Annotated in this window: 28 protein-coding genes, 1 tRNA gene and 1 pseudogene; 15 read left to right on the forward strand and 15 right to left on the reverse strand. The window is 62.2% G+C overall.

Annotated features, from left to right (window positions below; translation table 11 throughout):
• Window positions 1-92 (forward strand): annotated as a pseudogene (locus tag NSO95_RS11900) (IS5/IS1182 family transposase); the annotation flags it as partial.
• 9 nt (window positions 93-101) lie between these two features.
• Here the strand turns inward: NSO95_RS11900 and NSO95_RS11905 are convergent.
• Complete coding sequence (locus NSO95_RS11905) at window positions 102-239, reverse strand: hypothetical protein (protein ID WP_257596493.1); 138 nt, start codon at window positions 237-239, stop codon at window positions 102-104.
• Between the two features lie 521 nt (window positions 240-760).
• Here NSO95_RS11905 and NSO95_RS11910 point away from each other — a divergent pair.
• Together NSO95_RS11910 and NSO95_RS11915 are read left to right on the forward strand one after the other, a co-directional pair.
• The gene (locus NSO95_RS11910) at window positions 761-949 is read left to right on the forward strand and encodes a hypothetical protein (RefSeq protein WP_257596495.1); all 189 of its coding nucleotides are present in this window, start codon (window positions 761-763) and stop codon (window positions 947-949) included.
• 62 nt (window positions 950-1,011) lie between these two features.
• The gene (locus NSO95_RS11915; protein WP_257597034.1) at window positions 1,012-1,329 is read left to right on the forward strand and encodes a DUF3768 domain-containing protein; all 318 of its coding nucleotides are present in this window, start codon (window positions 1,012-1,014) and stop codon (window positions 1,327-1,329) included.
• A gap of 30 nt (window positions 1,330-1,359) precedes the next feature.
• Here the strand turns inward: NSO95_RS11915 and NSO95_RS11920 are convergent, their stop codons facing one another.
• Window positions 1,360-2,175: an HNH endonuclease gene (locus tag NSO95_RS11920; RefSeq protein ID WP_257596496.1), complete on the reverse strand. Its 816-nt coding sequence runs from the start codon at window positions 2,173-2,175 to the stop codon at window positions 1,360-1,362.
• 250 nt (window positions 2,176-2,425) lie between these two features.
• On the opposite strand from NSO95_RS11920, the gene NSO95_RS11925 reads away from it, so the two are divergent.
• The gene (locus tag NSO95_RS11925; protein WP_173215381.1) at window positions 2,426-2,650 is read left to right on the forward strand and encodes a hypothetical protein; all 225 of its coding nucleotides are present in this window, start codon (window positions 2,426-2,428) and stop codon (window positions 2,648-2,650) included.
• A 204-nt stretch (window positions 2,651-2,854) separates the two neighbouring features.
• Here NSO95_RS11925 and NSO95_RS11930 read toward each other — a convergent pair whose 3' ends face one another.
• The 4 genes from NSO95_RS11930 to NSO95_RS11945 all read right to left on the reverse strand — a co-directional run bounded on the left by NSO95_RS11930 (window position 2,855) and on the right by NSO95_RS11945 (window position 7,393).
• Entirely contained in the window at window positions 2,855-4,162 is a 1,308-nt protein-coding gene (locus NSO95_RS11930) for a hemolysin family protein (protein WP_257596497.1), read from the reverse strand.
• Window positions 4,159-5,502 (reverse strand): hemolysin family protein, encoded by a 1,344-nt coding sequence (locus NSO95_RS11935; protein WP_257596498.1) that lies wholly within the window; start codon window positions 5,500-5,502, stop codon window positions 4,159-4,161. Before NSO95_RS11935 ends, NSO95_RS11930 begins: the two co-directional genes overlap by 4 nt.
• A 30-nt stretch (window positions 5,503-5,532) precedes the next feature.
• Entirely contained in the window at window positions 5,533-6,627 is a 1,095-nt protein-coding gene (locus NSO95_RS11940; RefSeq protein ID WP_257596500.1) for an AI-2E family transporter, read from the reverse strand.
• A gap of 133 nt (window positions 6,628-6,760) precedes the next feature.
• Entirely contained in the window at window positions 6,761-7,393 is a 633-nt protein-coding gene (locus tag NSO95_RS11945; protein ID WP_257596501.1) for a tyrosine-type recombinase/integrase, read from the reverse strand.
• Between the two features lie 549 nt (window positions 7,394-7,942).
• Here NSO95_RS11945 and NSO95_RS11950 point away from each other — a divergent pair.
• Together NSO95_RS11950 and NSO95_RS11955 are read left to right on the forward strand one after the other, a co-directional pair.
• Window positions 7,943-8,824, forward strand: a complete 882-nt coding sequence (locus NSO95_RS11950; protein ID WP_257596502.1) for a hypothetical protein — start codon at window positions 7,943-7,945, stop codon at window positions 8,822-8,824.
• 11 nt (window positions 8,825-8,835) lie between these two features.
• Entirely contained in the window at window positions 8,836-9,447 is a 612-nt protein-coding gene (locus NSO95_RS11955; protein WP_257596503.1) for a matrixin family metalloprotease, read from the forward strand.
• Window positions 9,448-10,318: 871 nt separating this feature from the next.
• Here the strand turns inward: NSO95_RS11955 and NSO95_RS11960 are convergent.
• Both NSO95_RS11960 and NSO95_RS11965 read right to left on the reverse strand, forming a co-directional pair.
• Window positions 10,319-11,464 carry a tyrosine-type recombinase/integrase gene (locus NSO95_RS11960; RefSeq protein ID WP_257596504.1) on the reverse strand — a complete coding sequence of 382 codons (1,146 nt, stop codon included), beginning with the start codon at window positions 11,462-11,464 and terminating at the stop codon, window positions 10,319-10,321.
• Between the two features lie 149 nt (window positions 11,465-11,613).
• Window positions 11,614-11,706 (reverse strand) — tRNA-Ser (locus NSO95_RS11965).
• 226 nt (window positions 11,707-11,932) lie between these two features.
• Between NSO95_RS11965 and NSO95_RS11970 the strand changes: the two genes are divergently transcribed.
• From NSO95_RS11970 to NSO95_RS11980, 3 genes are all read left to right on the forward strand, one after another.
• Window positions 11,933-12,751: a DUF1134 domain-containing protein gene (locus tag NSO95_RS11970; RefSeq protein WP_257596505.1), complete on the forward strand. Its 819-nt coding sequence runs from the start codon at window positions 11,933-11,935 to the stop codon at window positions 12,749-12,751.
• Between the two features lie 90 nt (window positions 12,752-12,841).
• Window positions 12,842-14,020, forward strand: coding sequence for an amino acid aminotransferase (locus tag NSO95_RS11975; protein ID WP_257596506.1), 1,179 nt, complete (start codon window positions 12,842-12,844; stop codon window positions 14,018-14,020).
• Entirely contained in the window at window positions 14,021-14,587 is a 567-nt protein-coding gene (locus tag NSO95_RS11980; protein WP_257596507.1) for a GNAT family N-acetyltransferase, read from the forward strand.
• Between the two features lie 315 nt (window positions 14,588-14,902).
• On the opposite strand, the gene NSO95_RS11985 is transcribed toward NSO95_RS11980, so the two are convergent.
• The 7 genes from NSO95_RS11985 to NSO95_RS12015 form a co-directional block, all read right to left on the reverse strand.
• Window positions 14,903-15,187: a GIY-YIG nuclease family protein gene (locus NSO95_RS11985; protein ID WP_257596509.1), complete on the reverse strand. Its 285-nt coding sequence runs from the start codon at window positions 15,185-15,187 to the stop codon at window positions 14,903-14,905.
• Between the two features lie 105 nt (window positions 15,188-15,292).
• Window positions 15,293-15,910, reverse strand: coding sequence for a riboflavin synthase (locus tag NSO95_RS11990; protein WP_257596511.1), 618 nt, complete (start codon window positions 15,908-15,910; stop codon window positions 15,293-15,295).
• Window positions 15,911-16,041: 131 nt separating this feature from the next.
• Entirely contained in the window at window positions 16,042-17,004 is a 963-nt protein-coding gene (gene ribD, locus NSO95_RS11995) for a bifunctional diaminohydroxyphosphoribosylaminopyrimidine deaminase/5-amino-6-(5-phosphoribosylamino)uracil reductase RibD (protein WP_257596512.1), read from the reverse strand.
• Window positions 17,005-17,010: 6 nt separating this feature from the next.
• A complete protein-coding gene (locus tag NSO95_RS12000; protein ID WP_257596513.1) occupies window positions 17,011-17,475 on the reverse strand; it encodes a hypothetical protein in 465 nt (154 codons plus the stop codon).
• Between the two features lie 49 nt (window positions 17,476-17,524).
• Entirely contained in the window at window positions 17,525-18,247 is a 723-nt protein-coding gene (locus tag NSO95_RS12005) for a M48 family metallopeptidase (RefSeq protein ID WP_257596514.1), read from the reverse strand.
• Window positions 18,244-18,684: a YcgN family cysteine cluster protein gene (locus NSO95_RS12010; protein WP_257596515.1), complete on the reverse strand. Its 441-nt coding sequence runs from the start codon at window positions 18,682-18,684 to the stop codon at window positions 18,244-18,246. Before NSO95_RS12010 ends, NSO95_RS12005 begins: the two co-directional genes overlap by 4 nt.
• Window positions 18,672-19,280, reverse strand: coding sequence for an SCO family protein (locus NSO95_RS12015; RefSeq protein ID WP_257596516.1), 609 nt, complete (start codon window positions 19,278-19,280; stop codon window positions 18,672-18,674). Before NSO95_RS12015 ends, NSO95_RS12010 begins: the two co-directional genes overlap by 13 nt.
• 86 nt (window positions 19,281-19,366) lie before the next feature.
• On the opposite strand from NSO95_RS12015, the gene NSO95_RS12020 reads away from it, so the two are divergent.
• The 6 genes from NSO95_RS12020 to ssb all read left to right on the forward strand — a co-directional run bounded on the left by NSO95_RS12020 (window position 19,367) and on the right by ssb (window position 24,645).
• The gene (locus tag NSO95_RS12020; protein ID WP_257596517.1) at window positions 19,367-19,987 is read left to right on the forward strand and encodes an ankyrin repeat domain-containing protein; all 621 of its coding nucleotides are present in this window, start codon (window positions 19,367-19,369) and stop codon (window positions 19,985-19,987) included.
• 14 nt (window positions 19,988-20,001) lie between these two features.
• The gene (locus NSO95_RS12025) at window positions 20,002-20,643 is read left to right on the forward strand and encodes a COQ9 family protein (protein ID WP_257597035.1); all 642 of its coding nucleotides are present in this window, start codon (window positions 20,002-20,004) and stop codon (window positions 20,641-20,643) included.
• A 91-nt stretch (window positions 20,644-20,734) separates the two neighbouring features.
• Window positions 20,735-21,679 carry a sialate O-acetylesterase gene (locus tag NSO95_RS12030; protein WP_257596518.1) on the forward strand — a complete coding sequence of 315 codons (945 nt, stop codon included), beginning with the start codon at window positions 20,735-20,737 and terminating at the stop codon, window positions 21,677-21,679.
• 43 nt (window positions 21,680-21,722) lie between these two features.
• A complete protein-coding gene (locus NSO95_RS12035; protein WP_257596519.1) occupies window positions 21,723-21,962 on the forward strand; it encodes a FeoA family protein in 240 nt (79 codons plus the stop codon).
• Entirely contained in the window at window positions 21,959-23,812 is a 1,854-nt protein-coding gene (gene feoB / locus NSO95_RS12040) for a ferrous iron transporter B (protein WP_257596520.1), read from the forward strand. Before NSO95_RS12035 ends, feoB begins: the two co-directional genes overlap by 4 nt.
• A gap of 314 nt (window positions 23,813-24,126) precedes the next feature.
• Window positions 24,127-24,645, forward strand: a complete 519-nt coding sequence (gene ssb / locus NSO95_RS12045) for a single-stranded DNA-binding protein (protein ID WP_257596521.1) — start codon at window positions 24,127-24,129, stop codon at window positions 24,643-24,645.
• The last annotated feature ends 14 nt before the right edge of the window (window positions 24,646-24,659 follow it).

Consider the following 24,659-nt stretch of genomic DNA (forward strand, 5'->3'; position numbering starts at 1 on the left):
GGCGCATCCACACACGCTATGATCGCTGCGCGCATGCCTTCATGTCAGCAATATGCATCGCCGCAACCGTCATCTTCTGGCTCAATCAATGAGTCCTGACCCTAGGTTCTCTCGCAGCCGGTAACATCATGATCCTTTGTGCCAATCACCATCGGCAAATGCACTTCGGGGATGTGGTAGTAGAGCGAGGCGAGCACGAATTTCTGGTCAAACTTGATGGCATTGAAACTCGGATTCATAGGTTTGGCTTAGCCGTTGCCTGAAAGCTACCTAGGCTACCCTGGCGGGCAACCTGCTCTATCCGCTGGCGCAGACCGGGCCTGTAGTCCCGGCCCATTCGGTGACGATCAGGAGCAGTTTGTAGCGGAGCGGGAATTCCTGATGGACGCGCTCTGTCCCGCATGTCCTGCGGCCATGCTCCTGAGGGCGCGGAGTCCTTGAGCTAACCCGCAGGCACTCTTGCCTCTCTCATTGCCGGACGCCCGCTGGCGCACTGATCGCGCGCGCAGGACCTCCGTCGGCTTCGCGCCGTTGCAAGGGTGCCATTCTTTCTGGATCGGCGGTCGATCCCTGGCGGGAACACCAAAGGCTTTGCCCTCTCGTTCCCGAAACCAGAAGTAGATGCCCCCGTGTGGCGGGCTGTGCCCGCTGGCCCGCGCCAGGGCATCGATTCCGGTTTTCCCTCCCCCTCCCATCCTCGCCGGAAGGCAGGCCGCATGCCGCGTGTCGGATGCGGCTTTCAGCCGAAGGAGGGCAGAAAATGAGTGACCTGATCTTGAACTATCGCGCCTGCGGTGCCGAGTGCCGCGAGGACTGGTTGCGGATGCTGGCCAACGAGAACGGCTTGCCGTTGGGCAACGTGCAGCGGCTTGCCGAGGAACTGGGCGAGCGCGAGGATTTCGGCGAGCTGGTCGATATTTGTGAGCGTGGCGGGAGGGTGGTGCAATGACTGCTGGCACTCTTTCTCGCAGCGAGCGGATTGCTCGGCTCAATGACTGGGCCCGGCAGGCGATGGGGTTGGCTTGCGTTGTAGTGGCGACTGAGGGGTTTCGGGCATTGACCGAGGAAGATCAGTCGCGGGTGCGCGAGCTGGTCGAGACATTTGACGCCTTCACGCCCGACAACGATCCTTACGGTGAACGCGATTTCGGTGCGATCTATCGGCACGTCGAAGGTCGCTGGACGACCGCGCGACCGGCGCGGCCAGCCGAAACAGTCTTCTGGAAGATCGATGCTTACGACCGTGATTTGCGGTTTGGAAGCGAGGATCCGTCCAATCCTGCGGTTACGCGGTTGGTGCTCACCATCATGCTGGCATCTGAATATTGAGGGGAGGAAGTCCGCGCGCCGCCTGACACGTCAGGCGGCGCGTTGATCGACGAAGCAGTGTTCGTTGTGCCAATCGAGAAAGGCCGGTTCAGGGTCGAACCGGATAGCCGAGCGCAGGGTTTCGTTCTCGAATTGCTGGAAATAGTCGCGCGTCTCGCGGCTCTGGCTTTCGCGCAGTTGCCGCGAGACGCGAATGCGCCGTTGGCGATCGACGGTGATCAGCCCCCGATCAAACGCGCGGTCGAGTGTCGCTGACAGCAGCAGGCCATTCGCGGGATTATGCCGGTTGTCGCTGTCTTTACCCCACGGCTTGATGTGACTTGCAGTGAGCAGGCGCGGATCGGCGATACCGGTGATGCAACACGCCTCTTCGTAATTGGCGAGCACTGCGCGGCGGAAGAAATCCTGCCCGACGCGCTGGTTCACAAGCGCCTGTGTAGTGGACTCGCCTTTATAGGGTTCGAACCGGAATTCGCTGCGCTTCTCGTTCAGGCGCGATGGCGCGGGCGGCGGCTCGAACTGGCCGACCTGGGCGGTCCATAGGTCTTCTGCCCGCGAGACGAGGCCGGTCCAATCCTGGCCAAACTCGGAATAGGTGGCCCGATCCAGCTTGGACGCACCATCCAGACCCTTGCGTCCGCTACCGGTGATATTGGGATCGAGGCTAGCGAAGTTGCACAGCTTCATCGCGACCGAACTGTTCGTGCGCCCGAGCGCAGCGGCAAGGTCCCGGATTTCCGGATTGCCCGAGTGCAGCTTCCCGAACGGCAGCTGGAAGTAGAGATACAGCGCGAGCACCGTCTCCTCTTCGCTCCAGCGTTTCCGTGAACTGCCCTCGATTGCCATGGCGAAGGTTTGGGCGAGAGTGATCCAGGGCGCAAGTGTGACGGTTTGGCATGTGTTTGGATGCCTTTCGATCAGGCCGCTTCGTTCTTGAGCACCCTCACTGGCCGTACTCGGTCAGCCTTCAATGCCCGGTCCGCGCCGGTTCCCCCGGCCTTCGCCGGGGTCACCCGTGTTGGACATGAATCCTGCCCTTGGCCGTGCGGCCTTCTTGTTTGGTGCAACGAGCCACCAGACACGAAAGGAAATCATCATGGCACGCAGCAATACCGCACCCGCGCAGGAGACCAATCCGCCGGACTTCCTCGCCTGGCATGTCGCCAACAAAGGCGACAAGGGTTTCTGGACCCGCATCGGAGCCGCGTGGTTCCATCGCGACCGCAAGGGGCTTTCACTTCAGCTGGAAGTGGTCCCGATCAATGGCCGGATCGTCCTGCGCACGCCGCTGGACGACGAGAAGAAGGAACCGGGCGCTTAGCGCCCGGCCTTCGGGCGGAGCGACAGAAAGTGGGCCGTTTGCTGTCAGTCTGCTTCCAGGCATCAGACCTCGCGAAGCGGACGTTCGGCAACCCGTAAGCTGTCAGCTAGCGCATCGCCCGATTGCATAACTACTTGACCTGATAATATATGCGCTCCTGGTCAATGATCACGCGCTGCGTCATTATCTGGCTGGATCAGGACGCTATTTTTGAGGACCTTGCGTTACCGGTTCCAGCTTTACCTGCGTGATTTTGTAACTTTCCGTCTCTTCGACGGTTAGTCGATAACCCGGCAGTTCGATGCTCTCACCCTGCTCAGGCACGATGCCACGCCTGGCGAGGATCAGACCGGCAATGGTCACAACGTCGCCTTCTACCAAATCGACGTCGTAATCCTCGGCCAGTTCAGCAAGCGTCACTTCGCCGTCCAGCAGGAAACCGCCTTCCGGCAATACACGCACCCAGTCGCCATCTTCCGATGTTTCCTCGTCGATCAGGTCTTCGACGATATCATCCAGCGTCACGAAACCCAGCGTGCCGCCATGTTCGTCAACAACCACCGCGGCGTGGATGCGCTGCTTCTTGAACAGGGCCAGCAGCTCGGTGGCCGATGTCGTCGCCGCCACGCGGGGCAGCGGCCGGGTTATGCTCGACAACGGCCCGCTGTTGCCCAGAGTGCGGGCGCGAATGAAGTCCTTCACATGAAGCACCCCGCCAATGTCGTCGAGCGAAGTCGCGTAAACCGGGTAACGGGTCTGCTGCGACGACGCGATCAGCGCTGCAAGGTCTTCGGGCGGCGTGTCTAGCGCTATCGCTGTCAACCGCGAACGCGAAGTCATCAGCTCTTCCGCGGTGCGGTCCTCCATCTCGAAGATGTTGTCGATCAGGATGCGCTGGCCTTCATCGAACTGGCCGCTGGCGGCGACTTCCTCGGTGGCGATTTCTAGCTCCTTGCTGGTGTAGAGCGATGCGGTCTTGCCCGGATCGGGGATGCCCAGCATCCGCATCAGCCCGAATGCGATCTGGTTCAGGACGAAGACCATCGGCCGGAACAGGATTCCGAAGAACCGCATAAGCGGATTTACCGACAGGCTGACCTGCTCGGGAAGCTGCAGGGCAAGCGCTTTGGGGATCATCTCCCCGAACACGACGTGCAGATAAGTGATGGCACCCAGCGCGATGATGAACCCGGCCAAATGCGACTGGTCATAGCTCATCCCCCAGCCTTCGAAGGTGGGGTAAAGCCAGGCCGCAACCGCCGGTTCGCCATACATCCCTAGCCCGATAGAGGCGAGGGTGATGCCCAGCTGGGCGATGGCGATATAGCTATCCTTGCCGCCTTTGCGATCAAACACGCGCACTAGCCATGCGGCTGAGCCGCTACCACCCTTGGCGATTGTCTCCAACCGGCTGCGGCGCGATCCGACGAGCGCGAATTCGGCGGCGACGAACACGCCGTTGATCGCGACCAGAACGGCAATGATCAGGATGGGGAGGAGATAATCGCTCATACCTCGTCCTCCGGCCGAAGATCTTCGCGCACCAGCACCCGCTGGACGGCATAGCCTGCCATCGCCTCGACCTTCAGATTGTATGGCGTGCCGGGCAGATCGATCTTGTCGCCAACTGCTGGAAGACGGCCCAGTTCATGCCAGACGAGACCGCCAATCGTATCGGCCCGGTCATCGGGAAGATCGATATCGTAACGGTCCGCCAGCGCCGCGAGATTCAAGTCCCCGCGCACGGAGCGGCCATCCGAGCGAGCTATCACCGGGTCTTCTTCCTGATCGAATTCGTCCTGAATCTCACCGAACACCTCTTCCAGGGCGTCTTCCAGCGTGACCATCCCTGCGACCGATCCATATTCGTTGATCACCATGGCGGTGCGCCGCCCGTTGCTGCGCAGGATTTGCCACAGCTTTGGCACCGGCATCATCTCGGCCACCACCAGCGGGGGACGTGCTACGGTCTCGACAAGGGCATCCGCATCACGCTCGAAGGCGGCAAACAACGCGCGGATGTGGACGATGCCGACGATTTCCTCGGTGCTGGGGCCGGTCACCGGGAACCGTGAGTAAGGCTCCTTGGCAATCCGGGCCAAGGCATCGCCAACTGTTTCGCTGGCGGCGACCGTGGTCAGGCGGGTGCGCGGCGTCAGGATTTCGCGCACCGTGCGCGAGCTCAGCCCCAGCGCGCCGGCAAGCATGTTGCGCTCGTCGGCATCGATCAGGCCGCCGGCTGCGCTTTCGCGGTAAAGGTCTTCCAGCTCGTCCGGCGAATGGACATGCGTATGGCTATGTTCGATGTTCAGGCGAAACAATCGCATCAGCGCAAAAGCTGTTCCGTTGAATACGAATATCAGCGGCTTGAAGACCAGCAGGCTCACTTTCATCGGCAACAGCGTTGCCATTGCCAGAGTCTCTGGATAGCGCAGAGCGACCGTCTTGGGCAGCAATTCGCCCAGCACGACCTGCAGCACCGTAACCGCCAGCAGAACAACGATGATGGCAGCAACCGCGCCGCCGATCGGCCCCAACAAAGGCGTTAGCAGCGGGGTCAGCTGCGCCTGCCCGTAAGCACCTGCGACCAGGCTGCTGAGCGTGATTCCGACCTGACAACCCGCCACATAGTTATCGAGCCGCTTGGGATCCTGCAGAATGACGAGCAATCTTGATGCTGCTCGATTGCCGTTTTCGGCGAGTTCCTGCACCCGCGACTTGCGCGAGCCCACTGTCGCGAACTCGGCAGCGACATACAGCGCATTGGCCACCACCATCATGGCGATGACGGCAAGCGGCAAAAGGAAACTATTGAAGGTCATGAACGTCCATTCGCATTCGTAGCGTATCATTGCTCGGCCGGGCGCCGGTTACCAAACGGCTTAATCCGCGTCAGCCACGGAAATCGGCTTGCCCAAGATCGCTTCGACATAGACGCGCCGGACGAGAATATAGCTCACAATCGTCAGCGGTGCCGCAAGCAGCACTCCCAGAAAACCGAACAGCAAGCCGAATGCGAGCACCGCGAACAGAAGCAACGCGGGGGGAATATCCACCGCCTGTTTCTGGATCATCGGTTGCAGGAAATTGCCCTGCAATTGCTGGATGGCAAGGAACAGCAGCAATGTCCACAGCGCCGTCAGCGGCGACACCGTGAACGCGAGAAGCACGGCCGGAACGCCGGCAATGATCGGCCCGACCATTGGGATGATGTCGAGCAATCCGGCAATCACGCCGAGTCCGCCTGCCGCCGGAACACCCAGCAGCCACAGCCCGATCCATGTCAGCGCGGCGACCAGCAGTGACGAAATCGCCTGCCCCATCATCCACCCGCGCAGACCTTTGCCCGAATCGTCCAGTGCCTGTGCAGCAGTGGCTTGGGCCTTTTCCGGCACGAGCAACAGGAACCCGCGGCGATACACGCCGGGATTGGCGGCCATGAATATCGCGCCGACCAGCACCAGCACGAAATCGGCAATCCCGTTACCAGCGGCAATTGCAATGCCGCCGGCTTGGGTAAACAACCGTGAGAGATCGTCGCTGCCCATTTTGGCTAAATCGCTTATCGCGGCTCCCAAGCCATAACGGTCTAGGAAGGCCTGAATTCCTTCAACGGCTGCGGGAACAGTTTGCCTGATGGTGTCGAACTCGCCAGCCAGTTGCGCGCCAAACAAAGTGAAAGCGCCGGCGAAAACTGCAAGAAATGCAATGATGGCCAGAGACAACCCGTAAGGCCGCGCAATGCCTGTCCAGCGACAAATCCGCCCGCTGATCGCATCGAACACAGCGCCAAGCACGATCGCTGCAAAAACCAGCAGAAAGAACCGGTGCAGCTCAACCAGCAGCCAAGCGCATCCCACAATCGCGAGAACGATGAGGGTCGAGCGAGCCACCGGTGCAGGATCGCTTGTCTGCATATTTTCTGCCTGACTTGTCAATTGCGCCGCAGCGGAGGGTTCATGGGGAAGATTGTTCATATCCTGCCTTATCGCGATTTATGCCGCTGGGGGAAAGTGTCTGTCATCAGACCACCACCCTATTCGCCCGGCGTTATGATATTTTCAGACGTAGAAAGCGGTCGACCGAGGTTCGACGGCCGACCGCTCCACGCTAGATTTCGGTACGCTCTGCTAGAAGCAAAGCGTCTTCGACATCGACTCCGAGATAGCGGACCGTGTTCTCGATCTTGGTGTGACCCAGCAAAATCTGAATGGCCCTAATGTTACCGGTGGCCCGATAGATCATGGCGGCTTTGGTCCGGCGAAGCGAATGTGTTCCGTATTCAGACTTCCGAAGACCAATCGCAGTCACCCATTCATCGACGAGGCGGGCATACTGGCGCGTGCTCATGTGTCCGGCATGATCTACCCTGCTTGGAAATAGAAAATCGCCCGTTGAACCACCCCGGCGTTCCAGCCACGCTAGTAACGTGGCTCGCACGTCGGCGGTGAGTTCGAACTGCACCGGTCGATTGGTCTTCTGCTGGATGACAATCGCACGATTGCGGATGTCATTACCTGCAACCACGTCGCCAATTTTGATCTTCACCAAATCGCAGCCGCGCAACTTGCTATCGATGGCGAGATCGAAGAGCGCCTTGTCTCTCAACCGGCCTTCGCGATCGAGGTGAAAGCGGATCGCCCATATCTGTTTTTGCGTTAGCGGGCGCTTGGTTCCGACATTTTTGCCAGCGTTCCAGGCCACGCGTCTTTGTATGGCAGGATCAAATCGTGAGTATCCCATTGTCTTTCTCCTTGGCCGTCATTGACCAAGGGAAGAGCATCCGAAGAAGGTGAAAATCTGGGCCGATTACGGAATGGCAGGTTTTAGGCAATTAAAGCTGCGAACCGACCAAGCCACCTCCGACACACAACTAAATAGCGATCCGCCTGCACGTTCCGTGCCTATCCCGAGACGCGGAGCGCCGATTTCACAGAAGTGAGACCGCATGCTTGAACAGTTTCGTTGCACCTTAGTCCAAACCTGACCCTCACCAGCAGCCGACAGATTGGGTATGAGCGCGATGACAATGCCAATCCGAAATTGAGCAATGGCTGGTTGTTTGATCGACCTTCTCTGCTCCCGAAGACCCTCTACTGACTCCGTGCGCTCGATACGCGGCGAAGTAATCATCATGTCGGTGAAACTGCATAAAGTCCTTAAATAAAACCAAATAAATTTCTATTGACATGGAACCAACCAGGTCTTGCGAGCATTTAAGGGCAAGATTTCAGTTGTGAGCAAGGCAGGTGAAGTCAAAAATAGGACTATTAACTTCCAAGGAGAAGAGCGTTGAAGAGGTCGCAGACTAAAGCAGTGTTTGTTACTAGTGCGTTGGCACTATCCCTTGCTGGAACTCTATCTTTGGTACAGTCTCCAGCTGAAGCTCAATCTACCCCTGCGCAATCGGAAGATGAACAGGCTGTTGTCCAGTTCCTGTCTGAGAAACGTGACATTCAAGCCCGTCGCTCGGCGCAGCTAGACCGGCGTGGCGCGAGGAGCGACGCACAACAATTGCGCCAGCTTACCCGAGCGCTGAACCTGGAAAGTCCACGCCCCTTCGCAAGCATTTCCCCCGAGCAGTCCGGGGCACTTCAGGAGAGCCTTATCGAGGACGCGGTTCAGCTTTTGCTTTTTCTCGATATGAAGCCGGGACGAGTTCAACGACTGCAGGCCACGGGCCAGAATCCGCTTCAAGCGGCGATCAACTTCGTAAAGGGCACAAGCACCTTGCAGGAGCAGGCATTGCTTTCCGATCACACGGTCCTCGCCACCATCCAGAGCGTCGTCGTAGAGGACCTCGGAGACGGGTTCGGGTCGACGGTTACGCTTGACGTAGTGGATAGATATATCGGCCGCACAGAAAGGACACTGCAGTTCCGTCAGCGATCAGGGTCCGAAGTTATCTATGCGCACGATATCAGGGAGGGTGATACTGGCACCTACGTGTTTTCCCTATCTCGTGGGCTTTACGATGAGGCTGCCGTGTCGGATGGCGCGACACCCGTCCGCCAAAATTCGGGCCGACCGGAATATTATGCCGTTTTGGGCACTCGTTACGCTGCGAGCGATGGAATCGCGATACCAGATCGCGGCACGGGCCAAGCCACTCCATTGAGCACAATACAGATTATTTTGGCGCCGCTGGCTTCAGCGAAGCGTTCAGCCGAATAAGGAGAGATTTCATGCGCACTCTATCAGCAATCATCGCAGCGCTCGCCGCGTGTGCCAGTCAGACCGTCGCCGCACAGACTATCGGTCAAAAATATGATCGAACCAACGTAACCGTGAACCAAAATTCTGGATTGTCCACCAAGTGCCGTCCAGCCATCGCACGAGCGGTTGCAACGTGGAATGGTCAGTCTTCACCCTTCACATACAGTTATTCAACGACCGCAACGCGTTCGAGCCTTGAGAATGGCGACGACAACAATCTCACCTTCGACTATACCTCTGACACGACGATGGGCACCGCGCTCGCGCAAACCAGATATGACAATGCGATATCCGGAAACCGCTATCGCGATGCCGATATCTACATCAACGCGAACCGTTTGTTTTACACGACCTCGTCAGGCGACAATATTGGCGAATACTTCTGTCCTTCCAGCGCCGGACAAACGACACCCTCGAATCGTTATGACTTCGAGACGGTGGTGCTTCACGAATTAGGTCACGCTTTCGGCCTGGCTCACTTCAGTTCGACAAGTTGCACGCTGTACGCATCGCTGGCTCCAGGCCAGCAAAAGCGCGTGCCCTGTTCGACCGAGGTCGGCGTTTTCAATAGTATATACTGAGGTGCCCGATCATGAAGATTGTATCTGGAAATGTAGCGATGCTCGTTTCGTGTCTCGCATTGGGTGTGGCTGCGTGTGCTCCGACAACGACGACCGGCCCGGCTTCAAGTTCTGCTCAGAGTTCTGCGGTTGAGCCGGACGCATGGGCCGCGACTGACCTGGCAAATGTTGGCTTCAAGGAGGTCTCGATTTCAGGCTGCTGCTCGATGGACGTTCCCGCGACCGCTGAAGAAAGGTCTCTCGGAACGCCAATAGATAGTATCGCCTTGAGACGATATGAGTTTGGAGCAAGCGTTATCAGCGCTGACCTTACTGGTCGCAACGGCCTGCCGCCGCTGGCTGGAACCAGCTACATAAGAGACCAGCGGGTGAATGGAGTAGACGGCATGGTGAACTCGATGATTGTCCCAGCGAAGGTGGAGGGCAGAGACGCGGTTCTCACGGTAACGGTCATTTGCCCTGTCGCTCGTTGTGACCTTGCCGATCGGGTCTTCGATTCAGTCGAGGTCATGTAAGATAGAGCGGAATCCGCTTGTCGGCAGCAATTTTCTGGTTGCTGCCGCAAGTGCGTTTTTTTGTAAAGTGTCGGTTGAGGCTGAGCACCGAGACCACAATGTCAAGCGTGATCCCCGCTAAACGGTCGGGTCTAATCTTATTCTACATTAGTCGGGGCCACTCCAAGGACATCTGTGCCTTCGGAGGCCGAGGAGACCGGAACTCGAGAACAAGCCGATTTCCACAGGGTTTTCTCTGTTGTTGCGCCAAGCTGTCTTGCGAAGGCCCTTAAAGTGAATGGCAGCTCTCGGGAAAACGCAAGCTTGCCCGGCATGTCCGACATTAGGGCGCTAAGCTGCCATCCGTATTCGCACGTTCAGCGGGCCACGAACTTTGCCCAGTCCGCCATCATTGGCTTGCGCTTGTCGAGATAGTCCGTGCGTCGATAAGCCGCCTCGACCTTGTTCGCGATCGTATGAGCCAGTGCGGCCTCTGCGACCTCACCCGGATAGTTGGTTTTTTCCGCAACCCAGTCACGAAACGATGAGCGAAAGCCGTGGACGGTATAATCGTGGCCCTTGTCGCGCAGAATTTTCAGCAAGGTCATGTCGGACAATTGGCGACGCGGGTTCTGTCCTGGGAAGACAAGATCGCTGACGGGCGAACGGAACGCTTTCGCTCGCTTAAGAACATTTAAAGCCGCTTTCGACAGCGGGACAACGTGGAGGGTTCCTGCCTTCATGCGTTCAGCGGGAATCGTCCAAAGCTTCTTCTTGACGTCTATCTCGTTCCAGCGCGCGCCGCGAACTTCCCCGGAGCGAGACGCATTCAAGATCAGGAATTCCAAGGCAAGACGGCCGACCGAGGAGCGCCCACGCAAACATGTCAAGAATGCGGGGAGGTCAGGGTAGGGCATCGCCGCGAAATGGCCTTGCTTCTTTGGCTGGCGCGGAAGGCCGCGAATAACAGAGCGCATCGGTGCTTCAGTCACACGAAAACCCTTCGCACAGGCCCAATCCAGCACCGATCCGATTCGTTGCCGGACCCGCCGCGCGGTTTCTGGCTTCGTCAGCCAGATCGGAGAAAGCGCATCGCGGATTGCAGGTCCCTCTATCTCCGAAACCAGTTTGTCGCCCAAAGTCGGAAAAGCGTAAGTTTCGAGCGTGTTGATCCACTGCGCTTGATGCTTTCCGTTCTTCCAGGCTGCCTTGTGCTCCTCATGGACAAGCTTGGCGGCATCGCGAAACGAAGGGATTACCAACGCTTCTTTTTCACGCTCTGCCAGAACGTCGATGCCCGCCTTCATTTCCTTGCGAAGCGCCCTCGCGGCCTCTCGAGCTTCTCCAAGTGGCAAGTCAGCGAGGGTGCCCAAACCGATGTCTCGGCGCTTTCCATTGGCCTGAATCCGGACAATCCAACTGCCTTTGCCTTTTGCGGCAAGTTTGAGGATCAGACCTTCTCCGTCAGAATAGCGGCCTGGTTCAGTCAGGTTCTTGACCCCCATCGCCGTTAATTTTCCCATCGCTCGCTCCTTCCAGACCCACACTCAGACCCACACTCGACGCCGGATGCATAGGAACATATAAAGAACTATACGGACGACGAAAAGCGAAAAAACACCGCATTTCTGTGGGTTTGAGGACTATAAGAGATTGTCTGGGAAAAGTAAGGTGGCGGAGACGGAGGGATTCGAACCCTCGGTACCGGATTTACCAGTACGACGGTTTAGCAAACCGTTGGTTTCAGCCACTCACCCACGTCTCCGCACGACGCATGCTGGCTGCGAGGCGCGCCCTATAACCGCGCGGGGCGGAGGCGGCAAGGGCCGTTCGCGCGAATCCGCGCAATTGCACCTGCCGGGCAGGGGAAAGCCGCAAAACCGACTCGACTCAGCCTGTTTTGGATTCGCCTCACCGCGCAGCAATTGCCGGTTAATGTGCGGTGGATTCTGATGCCTGCTGGTAAGTTTGTGGCGGGATGGGAAGTGCTGATGTCGAATCTGGGTCGAACGCGCAATTTGCTGGCGGGTCTCGCAGCCGGCCTGTGCCTGATCGCCAGCCCTCTCGCGGCGCAGCCGATCGAAACGGTCGATCCCAGCGCGGCAATCGACGGCGATCTGATGGAGCAGCCGGGCGACCAGTCCGTCTATGCCGAGCCGACCGACAGCCCGCCCGAAGCGCGGCCGACCGTCGGCGAAACCTTCGGAGAAGCCGATGCGGGGGCCGATGTGGCGCCGACTTGGTCCGATCCGGTGGTGACCTCGAGCGATGCCTCGCAGGCGGCGAGCCAGGCTTCGGGCGACCCCGAGGTCGCCGCCGCGCAGGGCGATACCTACAAGGAAGACGATCTGATCGGCGCGGCCGAGGGTGTGTTCGGCAAGGGAGCCGAGGGGCTGGCTCGGCTGATCCAGGACCTGCTCAAGGAACAGGGCGAACCCAACGCCTATATCGTCGGGCGCGAGGCAGGCGGCGCGTTCATCGTCGGTGCGCGCTACGGGTCGGGCACCTTGTTCCACAAGATCGAAGGCCAGCGGCCGGTCTACTGGACCGGTCCGTCGATCGGACTCGATGCAGGGGCGAATGCCGGCAACACCTTCGTGCTGGTCTACAACCTTTACGATTCGGAAGACCTCTACAAGCGCTTCCCGGCGGGCGAGGGGCAGGCCTATCTCGTCGGCGGGATGACCGCCAGTTACATGCGGCGCGGCGACACGGTGCTGATTCCGATCCGCGTCGGCGCCGGGCTGCGGCTCGGGGTGAATGCGGGCTACATGAAGTTCTCCAAGAAGCAGCGCTGGCTGCCCTTCTGAGGTCGCGGCTTTAGCTGGCCGCAGGAAAACTGCGGCGGCAAGGCCGGTTTGATATTGCGGGACCTGCGCCGCCTCGGCATGGGGTGGTGCATGCTCGACCGTCTCCAAGCGCAAGCGCCTGACGCGCTCCTCGCCCTCATCAAGCTGTACGCCGCCGATCCGCGCAGCGACAAGATCGACCTCGGCGTGGGGGTTTACCGCACCAACGAGGGCGCGACCCCGGTGTTCAAGGCGATCAAGGCAGCCGAACAGGCGCTGATCGAGGAGCAGGATTCGAAGAGCTATCTCGGGCCGGAGGGTGACCTCGGCTTCGTCCACGCGCTGATGCCCTATATCTTCGGCAAGGACGCAACGATGGGCGGCCGGATCGAGGGCATGCAGACCCCCGGCGGCACCGGCGCGGTGCGGCTGGCGGCGGCGGTGGCCAAGGCGGCGGGCGTCACCCGCGTCCACATGGGCACGCCGAGCTGGCCCAACCACGCGCAGATCTTCGCCGATCTCGGGCTCGAGCTGGTAGCCTTCACGCACGCTACGGCCGATGGCGCTGCGGACATTGAGGCGGTGCTCGGCGCGATAGGCGACGCGCAGGACGGCGATGCGGTGTTGCTGCATGGCTGTTGCCACAACCCGACCGGGGTCGATTACACTCCGGATCAGTGGGACGCGATCGCCGATGCGCTGGCCGAAAGCCCTGCGCTGGCGATCCTCGATTCCGCCTATCACGGGCTCGGCCTCGGGCTGGAGGAAGATGCCTACGGCGTACGCCGGGTGCTGTCGAAGCTGGGCGAGGCGCTGGTCGCCTACAGCTGCGACAAGAACTTCGGCATGTACCGCGACCGGGTCGGAGCGCTCTATGTGCTGGCGAAGAGCGCGGACGGCCTGCCGCCGATCCTCTCCAACCTCAATGCGCTCGCCCGGGCGAACTGGTCGATGCCGCCCGACCATGGCGGCGCGGCGGTGCGGCTGGTGCTGCGCAACCCCGACCGCACCCAGATGTGGCTCGACGAGCTGGACGACATGCGCGCCCGCATGCGCCGGGTGCGCGAACGGCTGGCGGCGGCGGATAACGAGGTTCCGGGCCTTGGCCTCGCCGCGTTGGCCGATCAGCACGGGCTGTTCGCGATTCTGCCGCTGAGCAAGGAACAGATCGCGGCGCTGCGCGAGGATCATGCGATCTACATGGCGGGCTCGGGCCGGATCAACATCGCCGGGCTCCACGCGGGCAACACCGAGAAGTTCATCGCCGCCTTGAAGGCGGTCACCGCCTGAATGGACCGCCAGCCGGTCCTCGAAGGGGAGCGGCTGCTGCTCCGGCCGCTTGCGTCCGATGACTGGGACGCGCTGTTCGCGATCGCCTCCGATCCGGCGGTGTGGGAACAGCACCCGATGCACGACCGCTGGCGCGAGGACGTGTTCCGCGTGTTCTTTGACGACGCCCTGGCCAAGGGCGGGGCGCTGGCGGCGATCGACAAGCGCGATGGCAGCGTGGTCGGCACCTCGCGCTTCCAGACGCTGCTCGCGCCGGAGGACGATCCCGAGGAACAGAGCTCGGTCGAGATCGGCTGGACCGTCCTCGTCCCGCGCCTGTGGGGCAAGGGCGTCAACCGCGAGATGAAGCGGCTGATGCTCGAACATGCTTTCCGCTATGTCGAACGGGTCGATTTCCGGGTCGGCGAGAACAACTGGCGCAGCCGCATCGCGCTGGAGAACATCGGCGGGATGCTCACCCGGCGGACCGATCTCACCAGCTACGAAGGCAAGCGCGCGCTGCATGTGATCTACGCCATCACGCGCGAGAGCTTCGCCGAGGGGCCGCTGATGTCCGGAAGCTGTTGACGCCGGAAGCAGGTTTTATGCACTGCGGGTTTGCCCGTTTCACCCTCGGCAGATGAGGGAATTCCGGGGAGGGTCGTGTCACTTTCGATTTCCTACAAGGGCGCTGCGTTATGCACCGTGTTGTGGCGGGCCGGGACAGTGGGGCGTACGTCATCCTGCAGACTAAGGCAGATTTTCGACGTGTAGGAAAGTTCTGCGATGCGCTGCTCCCATCCGCCGTCATTCCAGCGAAAGCTGGGATCGGTCTCGATGAGGTACCACGAATTCGTCATCCCAGCGAAAGCTGGGATCGCTGTCCGCATAGTGCGACCTTGCTCAATTCAACTGGTCAAACAGGTCGGACCACTCCGGATTGGCATTCTCGATCAACTCGATTTTCCACGCGCGGTTCCACGCCTTGATCGCTTTTTCCCGCGTTATCGCTGCGTCGATATCCTCGTGTGGCTCGGCATAAACGAGGCGATCGAGGCCATATTTGCGGCAGAAGGCCGAGCCGCGGCTCGCGCGATGTTGCGAAATGCGCGCGGCGAGATCTGCGGTTACTCCGACATACAGGACGCCGTCGCGCTTGTTGGACATGATGTAGACCCAGCCGCCCATTTTGCGAACATACACCAAGAGGAAAGCGATCCCAGCTTTCGCTGGGATGACGGGGAAGGGATATGTGGCGAACGATCCCAGCTTTCGCTGGGATGACGACAGCCCCTAGGCCCGCAGGCTCTCCATCCGCTTGAGATAGCGCGCCAGCACGTCGATCTCGAGATTGACCGCGCTGCCCGCCTCCAGCGTGCCCAGCGTGGTGACTTCGGCGGTGTGCGGGATGATGTTGAGGGCGAAGTCGCAGGTGCCGTCGGGGCGGTCGCGGACGTCGTTGACGGTCAGCGAAACCCCGTCGACGGTGATCGATCCCTTGGCCGCGATGAAGGGCGAGTATTCCGCCGGGGCGCGGATCGCGAGGCGGGTCGAGCCGCCTTCGGCCCTCGCCAGCTGAACCTCGCCCACGCAATCGACATGGCCGGTGACGATATGGCCGCCCAGCTCGTCGCCCAGCCGCAGCGCCTGTTCGAGGTTGAGCCTTCGGCCCGCTGTCCATTGATCGGGGACGCTGCGCGATACGGTCTCATCCGACACATCGACCGCGAACCAGCTTGCGCCCGGCTCGCCGCCGCGATCGACCACCGTCAGGCACACGCCCGAGCAGGCAATCGATGCGCCGATCGCCATCTTTTCCGGATCGTAGGGGCAGGCGATGCGGATGTGCAGGTCGCCGCGTCGCTCGACGCGCTCGATGGTGCCGATGGCGGTGACGATACCGGTGAACATTGTGTGGCCAAACCCCTGTGCAACCGGCCCCTCCCCCGGGAGGGGGAGGCTGGGTGGGGGGATGCGACGCTTGCTGTCAGGCGCCGAACACCCACCCCCAACCCCTCCCTCAAGGGAGGGGGGCTTGATGGTCAATTCCGGATGCGATCATAGGCTGCGTAGCTATCACTGCCAAGCCGGCGCTGCTCGACCGGGACCCAGCCTTCCGGCGAGGCGTCGAGCCCGCCGAGACCCATCGCGGCAAGCGCATCCGGCCCGCCGATGGCGAACGGCGCGCGGTAGAGTTCGACGCGGTCGACCAGGTCGGCCTCGAGGAAAGCCTGGGCAGTGGCCGCGCCGCCCTCGACGTAGAGATATTGCACGCCATCGAGCGTGGTGATCGCTTCCGGCGAGGCGATGGTGGCTACACCTTCGATCGCCCCGTGCGACAGCACTACGCGCCGGGGGCTGCGCGCTTCCAGTCCTTCCAGCCGCACGTCGAGCCGGGGTCGGTCCACGCGCCAGGTTCCCCCGCCGACGAGGATCGCGTCCGCCAGCGCGCGGTGCGCGTGGACATGTGCGCGCGCCGGCTCGCCGGTGATCCATTGCGGTTGCCCCTCGGGCCGCGCAAGGCAGCCATCGGCCGAGGCGGCGAGCTTGAGCGTGACATGCGGACGGCCAAGTTCGGCGCGGGCAAGATAGCCGGCGAGGGTCGCGCGGCTGGCGGTGCAGGGCAGGTGCTGGGCATCCACCCCGCCATCGCGTAGCAGCGCCAGTCCCTTGCCGGCGGTGCGCGGGTCGGGATCAAGCACGCCGAACACGCAGCGCGCCAGCCCGGCTTCGACAATCGAGACGGAACAGCTCGGCCCGCGCGGCGAAACATGCGCGCAGGGTTCGAGCGTGCAGTAGAGCGTTGCTCCGCGCGCCGCCTCGCCCGCCATCGCCAGTGTCATCGCTTCGGCATGCGGCCTGCCGCCGGGCTGTGTCCAGCCGCGCCCGACGATCTCGCCGGCATTGACTATGATCGCGCCAACACCGGGGTTGGGGCGGCTGAGCGGGCGCGCGCGGATCGCGAGCCGCGCCGCTGCCGCGAGCCACTCGGCGTCGGTCGCCATGTGCAGCTACTCGGCGGTCGTCGGCGCGTCGGGTTTGAGGCCCGCACGCCCGAGCAATTCCTCGCGCCGCTTGGCCTCGGCGGCCTTCTCGCGCGCCTCGTCCTCGGCGATCTTGCGCGCCATTTCGTCGGTGTCGAGACCGGTTGCCGCGCCCAGCTGGCGGTAGAGTTCCTTGCGGACCTCCGCCCGCTCTTCCATCAGCTTCTCGCGCGCTTCCTTGCGTTCCTGATTGGCGACGTTGGAGGCGATGATCTCCTCGCGCGTGCGGTCGGGATCGAAGGTCGAGATGTAGATCACCTCGGGCGGCGCGGGCAGTGCGACCTGGTCCTCCCCGGCCAGCGTGAGGATCGCGACGATCGGAATTCCGAACGACACCGCGATGATCGGCCAGCGATGCGGGTTGGGCTTGGTGAACTCGCTCCAGAAATCGTTGATTCCGGGGGTCGGGTTGAGATGGCGAAGATATCGCATGGACCGCAACATACAGGCTTGGGCTGAATATCGCCAGTACGAAGCGGCTTCAGCCGAAATGGCGATAGAGCGAGCGCCCATGATCGCGCAGCCAGCGGTTGGCGGCGGCGAGATCGCCCTCGAACAATTCGCCGAGCAGCGCGTGGAAGGCGGGGCTGTGGTCGAAATGGACGAGATGCGCCACCTCGTGCGCAACGACCGAGCGCCGCACCGCGTCGGGGGCCATCACCAGACGCCAGTTGATCCGCACCGTCCCGCTCGTCGAACAGCTGCCCCAGCGCCGCTGCGCGCGCGACAGCGCGATGGCCGGCTCCGGGCGAGCGGCGCGGGCGCAATAGAACCCCATGTCCGCTTCGATCAGATCGCGTGCCTGCGCCCTGAGCCAGCGTTCGAGCCGCGCGGGGAACGATTCCTGCGGTCCGCCGACCACCAGCGTGCCTTCGGTCAGCGAGACCCGGCGGCGGCGGTCGGCCCGCCAATCGATACGCAGTTCCTCCCCGCGAAATGGCAGCGTGCCGCCAACCTGCGGCGATTGCGGCGGTTCGATCTTTGCAAGTTGCCCGGCGAGCCAGGCCGCGCGCGAACGGGCGAATTCGACCGCGTCGCGGGTGCGGCCCCAGCGTGGGATGGTGATCCGCACTTCGGAGCCGTCGGGCGCGAGCCGCATGGTCATGCGCCGCGCGGTCGGGTGCCGCCGGATCGCCAGCGGCACATCCTGCTCGCCCAGGCTGACCGCGGGTGCCTGCATGTCGGGGCGCAGCCAGTCGATCACCGGTCCCACTCGACGATATGGTGTTCGAGCGGACCGGCGACGGTCTCGCTCACCACCCGCCCGGCGACCGAGATGCCCGCCGCGACCACGCTCTCGCGGTCGCCCGAGACGAGGTAGTGCCAAGGCTTCAGCGGCTTGCCGTCCGCGCGCAGGCGATAGGCGCAGGTCGGCGGCAGCCACGGCACCTCGTTCACGATCTTGAGCGTCAGACGCAGGCAGTCGGGCACGAAGGCCTTGCGGTTGCGATAGTCGCGGCATTGCGCGGTTGTGCAGTCGAGCAGCTTGCACGCGACATTGGTGTGCTCGATCGCGCCGGTGTCCTCGTCCTCGATCTTGTGCAGGCAGCAGCGCCCGCAACCATCGCACAGCGCCTCCCACTCCGCGCGGTCGAGCTCGGCGAGCGGCAGCTCCCAGAACCGCTCCCTCAGCGGACCCATCCTTCGAGTTCCGCCGCGACTGCTTCCGCCCCCTTGTCGGTCGGCAGTATGCCGAGCGGCTTGCCGTCGGGGTCGAACAGATAGACGAAAGTGGTGTGCGCCACGTTGTAACCGCCCTTTTCGTCGGGCGCGTCCGCCTGCGCACTCGCGCCGAACAGCTTTATGACTTGTGCGATCTCTTCCTTCGAACCGGTCAGCCCGATCAGCCGTGGGTGAAAATTGCCGACGAATTCGCCGACCACCTGCGGCGTGTCGCGCGCCGGATCGACCGAGATGAAGATCGGCTGCACCTTCGCGCCGAGCGCCGGGTGCTGCTTCTCGAAGAGCGCGAGTCCCTTGGACATCCGACCGACATCGGTCGGGCAGATATCGGGGCAATAGGTGAAGCCGAGATAGACCATGCGGTACTTGCCGTCGAAGTCGGCCCAGCTGACCCGCTGTCCCTTGTTGCCGGTCAGGGTGAAGTCGCCGCCCATCGCGGCGCCGCGCAAGTCGACTCCGTCGGGCGAGGGGCCGGGAACTGGGGCACCGCCGCAGGATGCGAGGGAAAGGGCCGCGAACAGCGGTAGCGACAAACGGGAGATAATGCGAAGCATGGCGCGGCGCTTCATGCTCTGCTAATCGGCGCTGCACAAGAGGGCGAGTCAGCCCGGTCGCACGAATTTCGGAGGTAGGTTTCACCATGGCCCGCGCGCTTTTCCGCAAGGCTCTTATCGGTATCGCACTGGCGGCGGCAGCAGCGCCGGTCGCGGCGCAGTTCAAGTCCGAAGGTTTCGAGTTCCTCGAGGCGGTGCGGGACGAAGACGGACAGAAGGTGACCGACGCGCTCAACGAGCCTGGTTCGACCATCATCAACACGCGCGACCGGACCACGGGCGAGACCGCGCTGCACATCGCGACGACTGCGCGCAATGCGACCTGGATCCGTTTTTTCCTCCAGCGCGGTGCCAATCCGAATATTGCCGACAGCAAGGGCGTCACCCCGCTGATGATCGCGGCGAGTGTCGGCGATGTCGACGCGGTGACGGCGCTGATCAAGGGTGGTGCGCGGATCGATGTGACAAATGTCACCGGCGAGACGCCGCTGATCACGGCGGTGCACCGGCGCGACCTGCCGATTATGAAGCTCTTGCTCGAGAAGGGTGCCAACCCGGACAAGAATGACAATTCAGGGCGCAGCGCGCGCGACTATGTTGCATTGATGAACTCCAACGGGGCCTTGCTCGAAGTGCTTGCGGAGCATGACACGGCAGAAGCCGCCGCCGGAGCGGCCGCGCAAACCTACGGGCCGGAAATCCGGTGACCGATGCCGCAGACATGACGCTCGACGAGCTACGGCTCGCGCTCGCCCCCGAAGTCGCCAATGCGGCGGTATTCGACGGCTGGAGCGCGGCTGCGGTCGATGCTGCCGCCGATGCCGTGGGGGCGGACAGGGATGTTGCACGGCTTGCCTTCCCGGGCGGTGCGCTGGACATGATCGGCGCCTGGATCGAGGCGATCGATGCAGCAATGCTGGCGCATTTTACGCAGGAGGCGCTCGCCAAACTGCCGATCCGCGAGCGCATTCGCTCGCTGGTGCAATTCCGGCTCGATGCGATTTCGGGGCAGGAAGAAGCGCTCAGGCGCGCGACCGCGATCATGGCGATGCCGCAGAACGTAGCTGGCGCGCTCAAGACAGGCTGGCGCAGCGCCGACCTGATGTGGCGGCTCGCGGGCGACACCGCGACCGACTACAACCACTATACCAAGCGCACGATCCTTGGCGGGATTTACTCGGCCACGCTGGCGGTCTTCGCCAGCGACGAGAGCGACGGGAAAGCGGACACGAGGGCGTTCCTCGACCGCCGGATCGAAGGCGTGATGAAGTTCGAGAAAGCCAAGGCGAAATGGCTCAACCCGGATCGCGAGACCTTCAGCATGGCACGCTTCCTCGGGCGGTTGCGCTATCCCGCACGATAGCATCGCGCAGGTTGTGCCAGTCGCTGCGCTGGCTGCATCTATCCGGCAGGTTTCGTCACGGCGATGCCAAGCTGTCGACGGGAGGGGGCGAATGAAGCGTTTTGGGATGATCGGCTTCGTTGGATTGCTCGCAAGCTGCGCGAACCTGCCACAGGTGGAAGCGCCAACCCGCGGAACAACCTACAAGGTCTATTTTCTCGGCGGCCAATCGAACATGGAAGGCTTCGGCTACGCTTCCGAAGTGCCGTCCGATATTGCCGCCAAGGCAGCCTCGGTTCCGATCTACCACGGCAAGACAGTGGAAGACGGCAAGGACGGCGGCGGAGTGGGCATCTGGTCGCCGATGCGTCCGGGGCACGGGACCGGCTTCGAGACCGATGGGACGGCTAACAGCCTATCCGATCGGTTCGGCCCGGAATTGACCTTTGCCAGCACCATGTCTTCCGATCCTTCGAACGGACCGGTCGCCTTGATCAAGTTTTCGCGTGGCGGAACGGGGCTGGTCGATGGCGTCTCGGGCTACGGCTCATGGGACCCCGACTTTGCCAGCGGCAACCGGCGAAATCAGTACGACAATGCTCTGACGGCGATCGACGCAGCGTTGCGGCCGAGAGATATCGACGGCGACGGTAAGACCGATACATTAGTACCTGCGGGGATCGTATGGATGCAGGGCGAAGCCGATGCCTACGATAACCGCGAAGCGTCGGAAGGGTACGACCGAAATCTTGCCCGGCTGGTTGGTTTGCTGCGCACGGCCTTGCGCAATGAGAACCTGCCTGTGGTAATAGACCGGATCAAGGACTCCGGTAACACGCCCGAAACCCAGGTCATGACCTATTCGCCGCAAGTGCAGGCGGCCCAGGCCCGCTTCGTCGCGAATGATCGCTGCGCCGCTCTGGTCACGTCGACCGAAAATTTCGGCTTCCTCCCGGATGGCTGGCACTACCGCTCGGAAGACTATGTCGTGCTGGGGGAGGCCTTCGCGCTAGCTATGATCGCGCTGGAAAAGCGCTGCCAGGAGCTTCGCTATTGATAATCGGTTGCAATAAGCGCGCGTCTCTGGCAGCGCGCGCAGCATGACTCTCGAAACCCTACCGATAGGCCAGCGCGCGCGGATCGTCGCGGTCGACTGGGAACGGATTGCACCGGAAGACGGCAAGCGGCTGCGCGCGCTGGGCATCGACGAGGGTGCCCGCATCGCGATCGCTCACCGCGGAGTGCTGGGCGGGCGCGATCCGATCGCGCTGATGATCGGGCGGATGACCGTGGCATTGCGCCGCGCACATGCCGAAGCGATGACGGTGGAGCATCTATGACCCGCCTGCGCCGCGCCGCGCTGGTCGGCAACCCCAATGCGGGCAAGAGCGCCCTGTTCAACGCGCTTACCGGCGCGCGGCAGAAAATCGCCAATTATCCCGGCGTGACAGTCGAGCGGAAGGCCGGGCGCCTGGTCCTGCCCTCGGGCGAACCGGTCGAACTGATCGACCTGCCGGGCAGCTACAGCTTCGACACTGCAAGCCCCGACGAGGAAGTCACCCGCAAGGTGGTGATGGGCGATTTTCCCGGCGAGGCGAAGCCCGATGCGCTGGTGGTGGTGCTCGACGCGGCGAATCTCGAACAACACCTCGTCTTCGCGCAGGAAGTGATCGAACTGGGCGTGCCGACCGTGGTCGCGCTCAACATGATCGACCTTGCCGAGCGCGACGGGCTGGTGCTCGATCCCGATGCGCTGGCGCAGGCGCTCGGGGTGCCGGTGATCCCCACTGTTGCCGTGCGGCGGCGCGGGCTCGAGGAACTGATTGCGGCGATCGGCACGGCTGAAACGCTGGCGGCCGCACGCGATCACGACGCACCGCGCCCGCATATCACCCTTCCCGAACGGCGGCTGACCGCGAGCAATATCGCCAAGGGTGCCATTCTTTCGGAAAGCGCCGAGCACCGGATCCATGCCGGGCTCGACAAGATCCTCCTCCACCCGTGGTTCGGCCCGCTGATCCTGCTCGCCGTCCTGTTCGTGATATTCCAGGCGGTGTTCGCCTGGGCGACGCCGTTCGCCGATGCGCTCGATGCAGGTGCCGGAGCATTGTCTGGCCTGGTGGTATCGAATTTCCCAGAAGGCTTCCTGCGCGACCTGGTGACCGAGGGGATCATCGCCGGGGTCGGCTCGGTGGTTGTCTTCCTGCCGCAGATCGTGATCCTGTTCGCCTTCATCCTGCTGATGGAAGCGACCGGATATATGGCGCGCGCGGCCTTCGTGATGGACCGGCTGATGGCCAGTGTTGGCCTGTCGGGCAAGAGCTTCATTCCGCTGCTGTCCAGTTTCGCCTGCGCCATTCCCGGGATCATGGCGACCCGCAGCATCGCCGATCCGAAGGACCGGTTGACGACCATCCTGGTGGCACCCTTGATGACCTGCTCGGCGCGCTTGCCGGTCTACGGCATCATCATTGCGGCGGTCATTCCGAACACCAGGCTTGCACCGTTCGTCGGCCTGCAGGGTGTGGTGCTGTTCGCACTCTATATCGCGGGGATTGTCGGCGCGATGGTCGTCGCGCTGGTGCTGCGCAGCTCGGTCACCAAGGGCGCGGCGAGCGGCTTCATCATGGAACTGCCGCGCTACCAGATGCCGATCTTGAAGGATTTGCTGATCGGGCTGTGGCAGCGGGCATGGGTCTTCCTGCGCCGCGCGGGCACGATCATTTTCGCTGCCACGGTCATCCTGTGGTTGCTGCTGACCTTCCCCAAAGCCGACCCGGGCGAGAGTCAGGTCGACGCCAGCTTTGCCGGACAGATCGCCAATGCGATGCATCCGGTGTTCGAGCCGATCGGCTTCAACCGCGAGATGACGCTGGCGCTGGTCCCGGCGATGGCCGCGCGCGAGGTTGCGGTGTCCTCGCTCGCGACGACCTATGCAGTCGATTCGGAAGATGAGGACAAGACGCTTGCCGCGTTGCAGGGCAAGATCACCGCGATGTGGAGCCTGCCCACCGCGCTCGCCTTCCTCGCGTGGTTCGTCTTCGCCCCGCAATGCATCTCGACCATCGCGGTGGCACGGCGCGAAACCAACGGCTGGAAATGGCCCGCCTTCATGGTCGGGTATCTGTTCGCGCTGGCCTATGTGTTTGCCGGGCTGACCTATTGGGCGGCGGTGGCGCTGGGGCTTTAGCTACGCTGGTTTCTCGCAGAGACGCGGAGGAAAGAGAGGCATAGAGTTGTCGCACTTGCGGCGAAGCCGCATTTATTCCCACACGAAGGCGTTATCCGAGGTCGCATCCGGCACTCCATCTTCGTGACTTTGTGTCTTCGTGTGAAATTCATCGGGGCAGCTTCGCCGCCAATCAAATTCTCCACGTCACTCTTTCCTCCGCGTCTCTGCGAGAAACCCATCCACCCCGACGCTTGTGGATTGGCCGCGCTAGGGGTGGCGACTCGGCGGGGCATCCGATAGGCCAACCGCCGAACAGACAAAGGGACGATTCGATGGCCGGTAGCCTCAACAAAGTCATGCTCATCGGGAACCTCGGCGCGGACCCCGAGATCCGCAGTTTCCAGAACGGTGGCAAGGTAGCGAACCTGCGCATCGCCACCTCCGAAAGCTGGAAGGACAAGAACACTGGCGAGCGGCAGGAACGCACCGAGTGGCATACCGTCGCGATCTTCAGCGAAGGCCTCGTCGGCGTGGTCGAGCGCTTTCTGCGCAAGGGCAGCAAGGTCTATATCGAAGGCCAGCTGCAGACCCGCAAATGGCAGGACCAGCAGGGCAACGACCGCTACTCGACCGAAGTGGTCATCCGCGGGATGAACGGCTCGCTGACCATGCTCGACGGCCCGCAGGGCGGCAGCGGAGGCGGTGGCGGCAACCGCGGTGGTGGCGACTGGAACCAGGGCGGCGGATCGGGTGGAAGCTCGGGCGGCTACGGCGGCGGCTCGGGCGGTTCGGGTGGTTCGTCGGGCGGCGGATCGAACTACGACGACCTCGACGACGATATTCCCTTTTGATCGGATTTCGGGCG

Origin of the sequence: Parerythrobacter lacustris (assembly GCF_024626475.1) — a bacterium.
GTDB lineage: Bacteria > Pseudomonadota > Alphaproteobacteria > Sphingomonadales > Sphingomonadaceae > Parerythrobacter_A > Parerythrobacter_A lacustris.

Bases quoted from the DNA above. Each gene is read 5' to 3' on its own strand.
- NSO95_RS11935 (WP_257596498.1), bottom strand. From the start codon at position 5,502: ATGATACGCTACGAATGCGAATGGACGTTCATGACCTTCAATAGTTTC.
- NSO95_RS11915 (WP_257597034.1), top strand. From the start codon at position 1,012: ATGGGGTTGGCTTGCGTTGTAGTGGCGACTGAGGGGTTTCGGGCATTG.
- NSO95_RS11930 (WP_257596497.1), bottom strand. From the start codon at position 4,162: ATGAGCGATTATCTCCTCCCCATCCTGATCATTGCCGTTCTGGTCGCG.
- NSO95_RS11910 (WP_257596495.1), top strand. From the start codon at position 761: ATGAGTGACCTGATCTTGAACTATCGCGCCTGCGGTGCCGAGTGCCGC.
- NSO95_RS11985 (WP_257596509.1), bottom strand. From the start codon at position 15,187: ATGGGCGGCTGGGTCTACATCATGTCCAACAAGCGCGACGGCGTCCTG.
- NSO95_RS11955 (WP_257596503.1), top strand. From the start codon at position 8,836: ATGCGCACTCTATCAGCAATCATCGCAGCGCTCGCCGCGTGTGCCAGT.
- NSO95_RS12030 (WP_257596518.1), top strand. From the start codon at position 20,735: ATGAAGCGTTTTGGGATGATCGGCTTCGTTGGATTGCTCGCAAGCTGC.
- NSO95_RS11990 (WP_257596511.1), bottom strand. From the start codon at position 15,910: ATGTTCACCGGTATCGTCACCGCCATCGGCACCATCGAGCGCGTCGAG.
- NSO95_RS11980 (WP_257596507.1), top strand. From the start codon at position 14,021: ATGGACCGCCAGCCGGTCCTCGAAGGGGAGCGGCTGCTGCTCCGGCCG.
- NSO95_RS12010 (WP_257596515.1), bottom strand. From the start codon at position 18,684: ATGGGTCCGCTGAGGGAGCGGTTCTGGGAGCTGCCGCTCGCCGAGCTC.
- ssb (WP_257596521.1), top strand. From the start codon at position 24,127: ATGGCCGGTAGCCTCAACAAAGTCATGCTCATCGGGAACCTCGGCGCG.
- NSO95_RS11940 (WP_257596500.1), bottom strand. From the start codon at position 6,627: ATGAACAATCTTCCCCATGAACCCTCCGCTGCGGCGCAATTGACAAGT.
- NSO95_RS11925 (WP_173215381.1), top strand. From the start codon at position 2,426: ATGGCACGCAGCAATACCGCACCCGCGCAGGAGACCAATCCGCCGGAC.
- NSO95_RS11960 (WP_257596504.1), bottom strand. From the start codon at position 11,464: ATGGGAAAATTAACGGCGATGGGGGTCAAGAACCTGACTGAACCAGGC.
- ribD (WP_257596512.1), bottom strand. From the start codon at position 17,004: ATGGCGACCGACGCCGAGTGGCTCGCGGCAGCGGCGCGGCTCGCGATC.
- NSO95_RS12000 (WP_257596513.1), bottom strand. From the start codon at position 17,475: ATGCGATATCTTCGCCATCTCAACCCGACCCCCGGAATCAACGATTTC.
- NSO95_RS12015 (WP_257596516.1), bottom strand. From the start codon at position 19,280: ATGCTTCGCATTATCTCCCGTTTGTCGCTACCGCTGTTCGCGGCCCTT.
- NSO95_RS11970 (WP_257596505.1), top strand. From the start codon at position 11,933: ATGTCGAATCTGGGTCGAACGCGCAATTTGCTGGCGGGTCTCGCAGCC.
- NSO95_RS12035 (WP_257596519.1), top strand. From the start codon at position 21,723: ATGACTCTCGAAACCCTACCGATAGGCCAGCGCGCGCGGATCGTCGCG.
- NSO95_RS12020 (WP_257596517.1), top strand. From the start codon at position 19,367: ATGGCCCGCGCGCTTTTCCGCAAGGCTCTTATCGGTATCGCACTGGCG.
- NSO95_RS12025 (WP_257597035.1), top strand. From the start codon at position 20,002: ATGACGCTCGACGAGCTACGGCTCGCGCTCGCCCCCGAAGTCGCCAAT.
- NSO95_RS11945 (WP_257596501.1), bottom strand. From the start codon at position 7,393: ATGGGATACTCACGATTTGATCCTGCCATACAAAGACGCGTGGCCTGG.
- NSO95_RS11920 (WP_257596496.1), bottom strand. From the start codon at position 2,175: ATGGCAATCGAGGGCAGTTCACGGAAACGCTGGAGCGAAGAGGAGACG.
- NSO95_RS11905 (WP_257596493.1), bottom strand. From the start codon at position 239: ATGAATCCGAGTTTCAATGCCATCAAGTTTGACCAGAAATTCGTGCTC.
- feoB (WP_257596520.1), top strand. From the start codon at position 21,959: ATGACCCGCCTGCGCCGCGCCGCGCTGGTCGGCAACCCCAATGCGGGC.
- NSO95_RS11975 (WP_257596506.1), top strand. From the start codon at position 12,842: ATGCTCGACCGTCTCCAAGCGCAAGCGCCTGACGCGCTCCTCGCCCTC.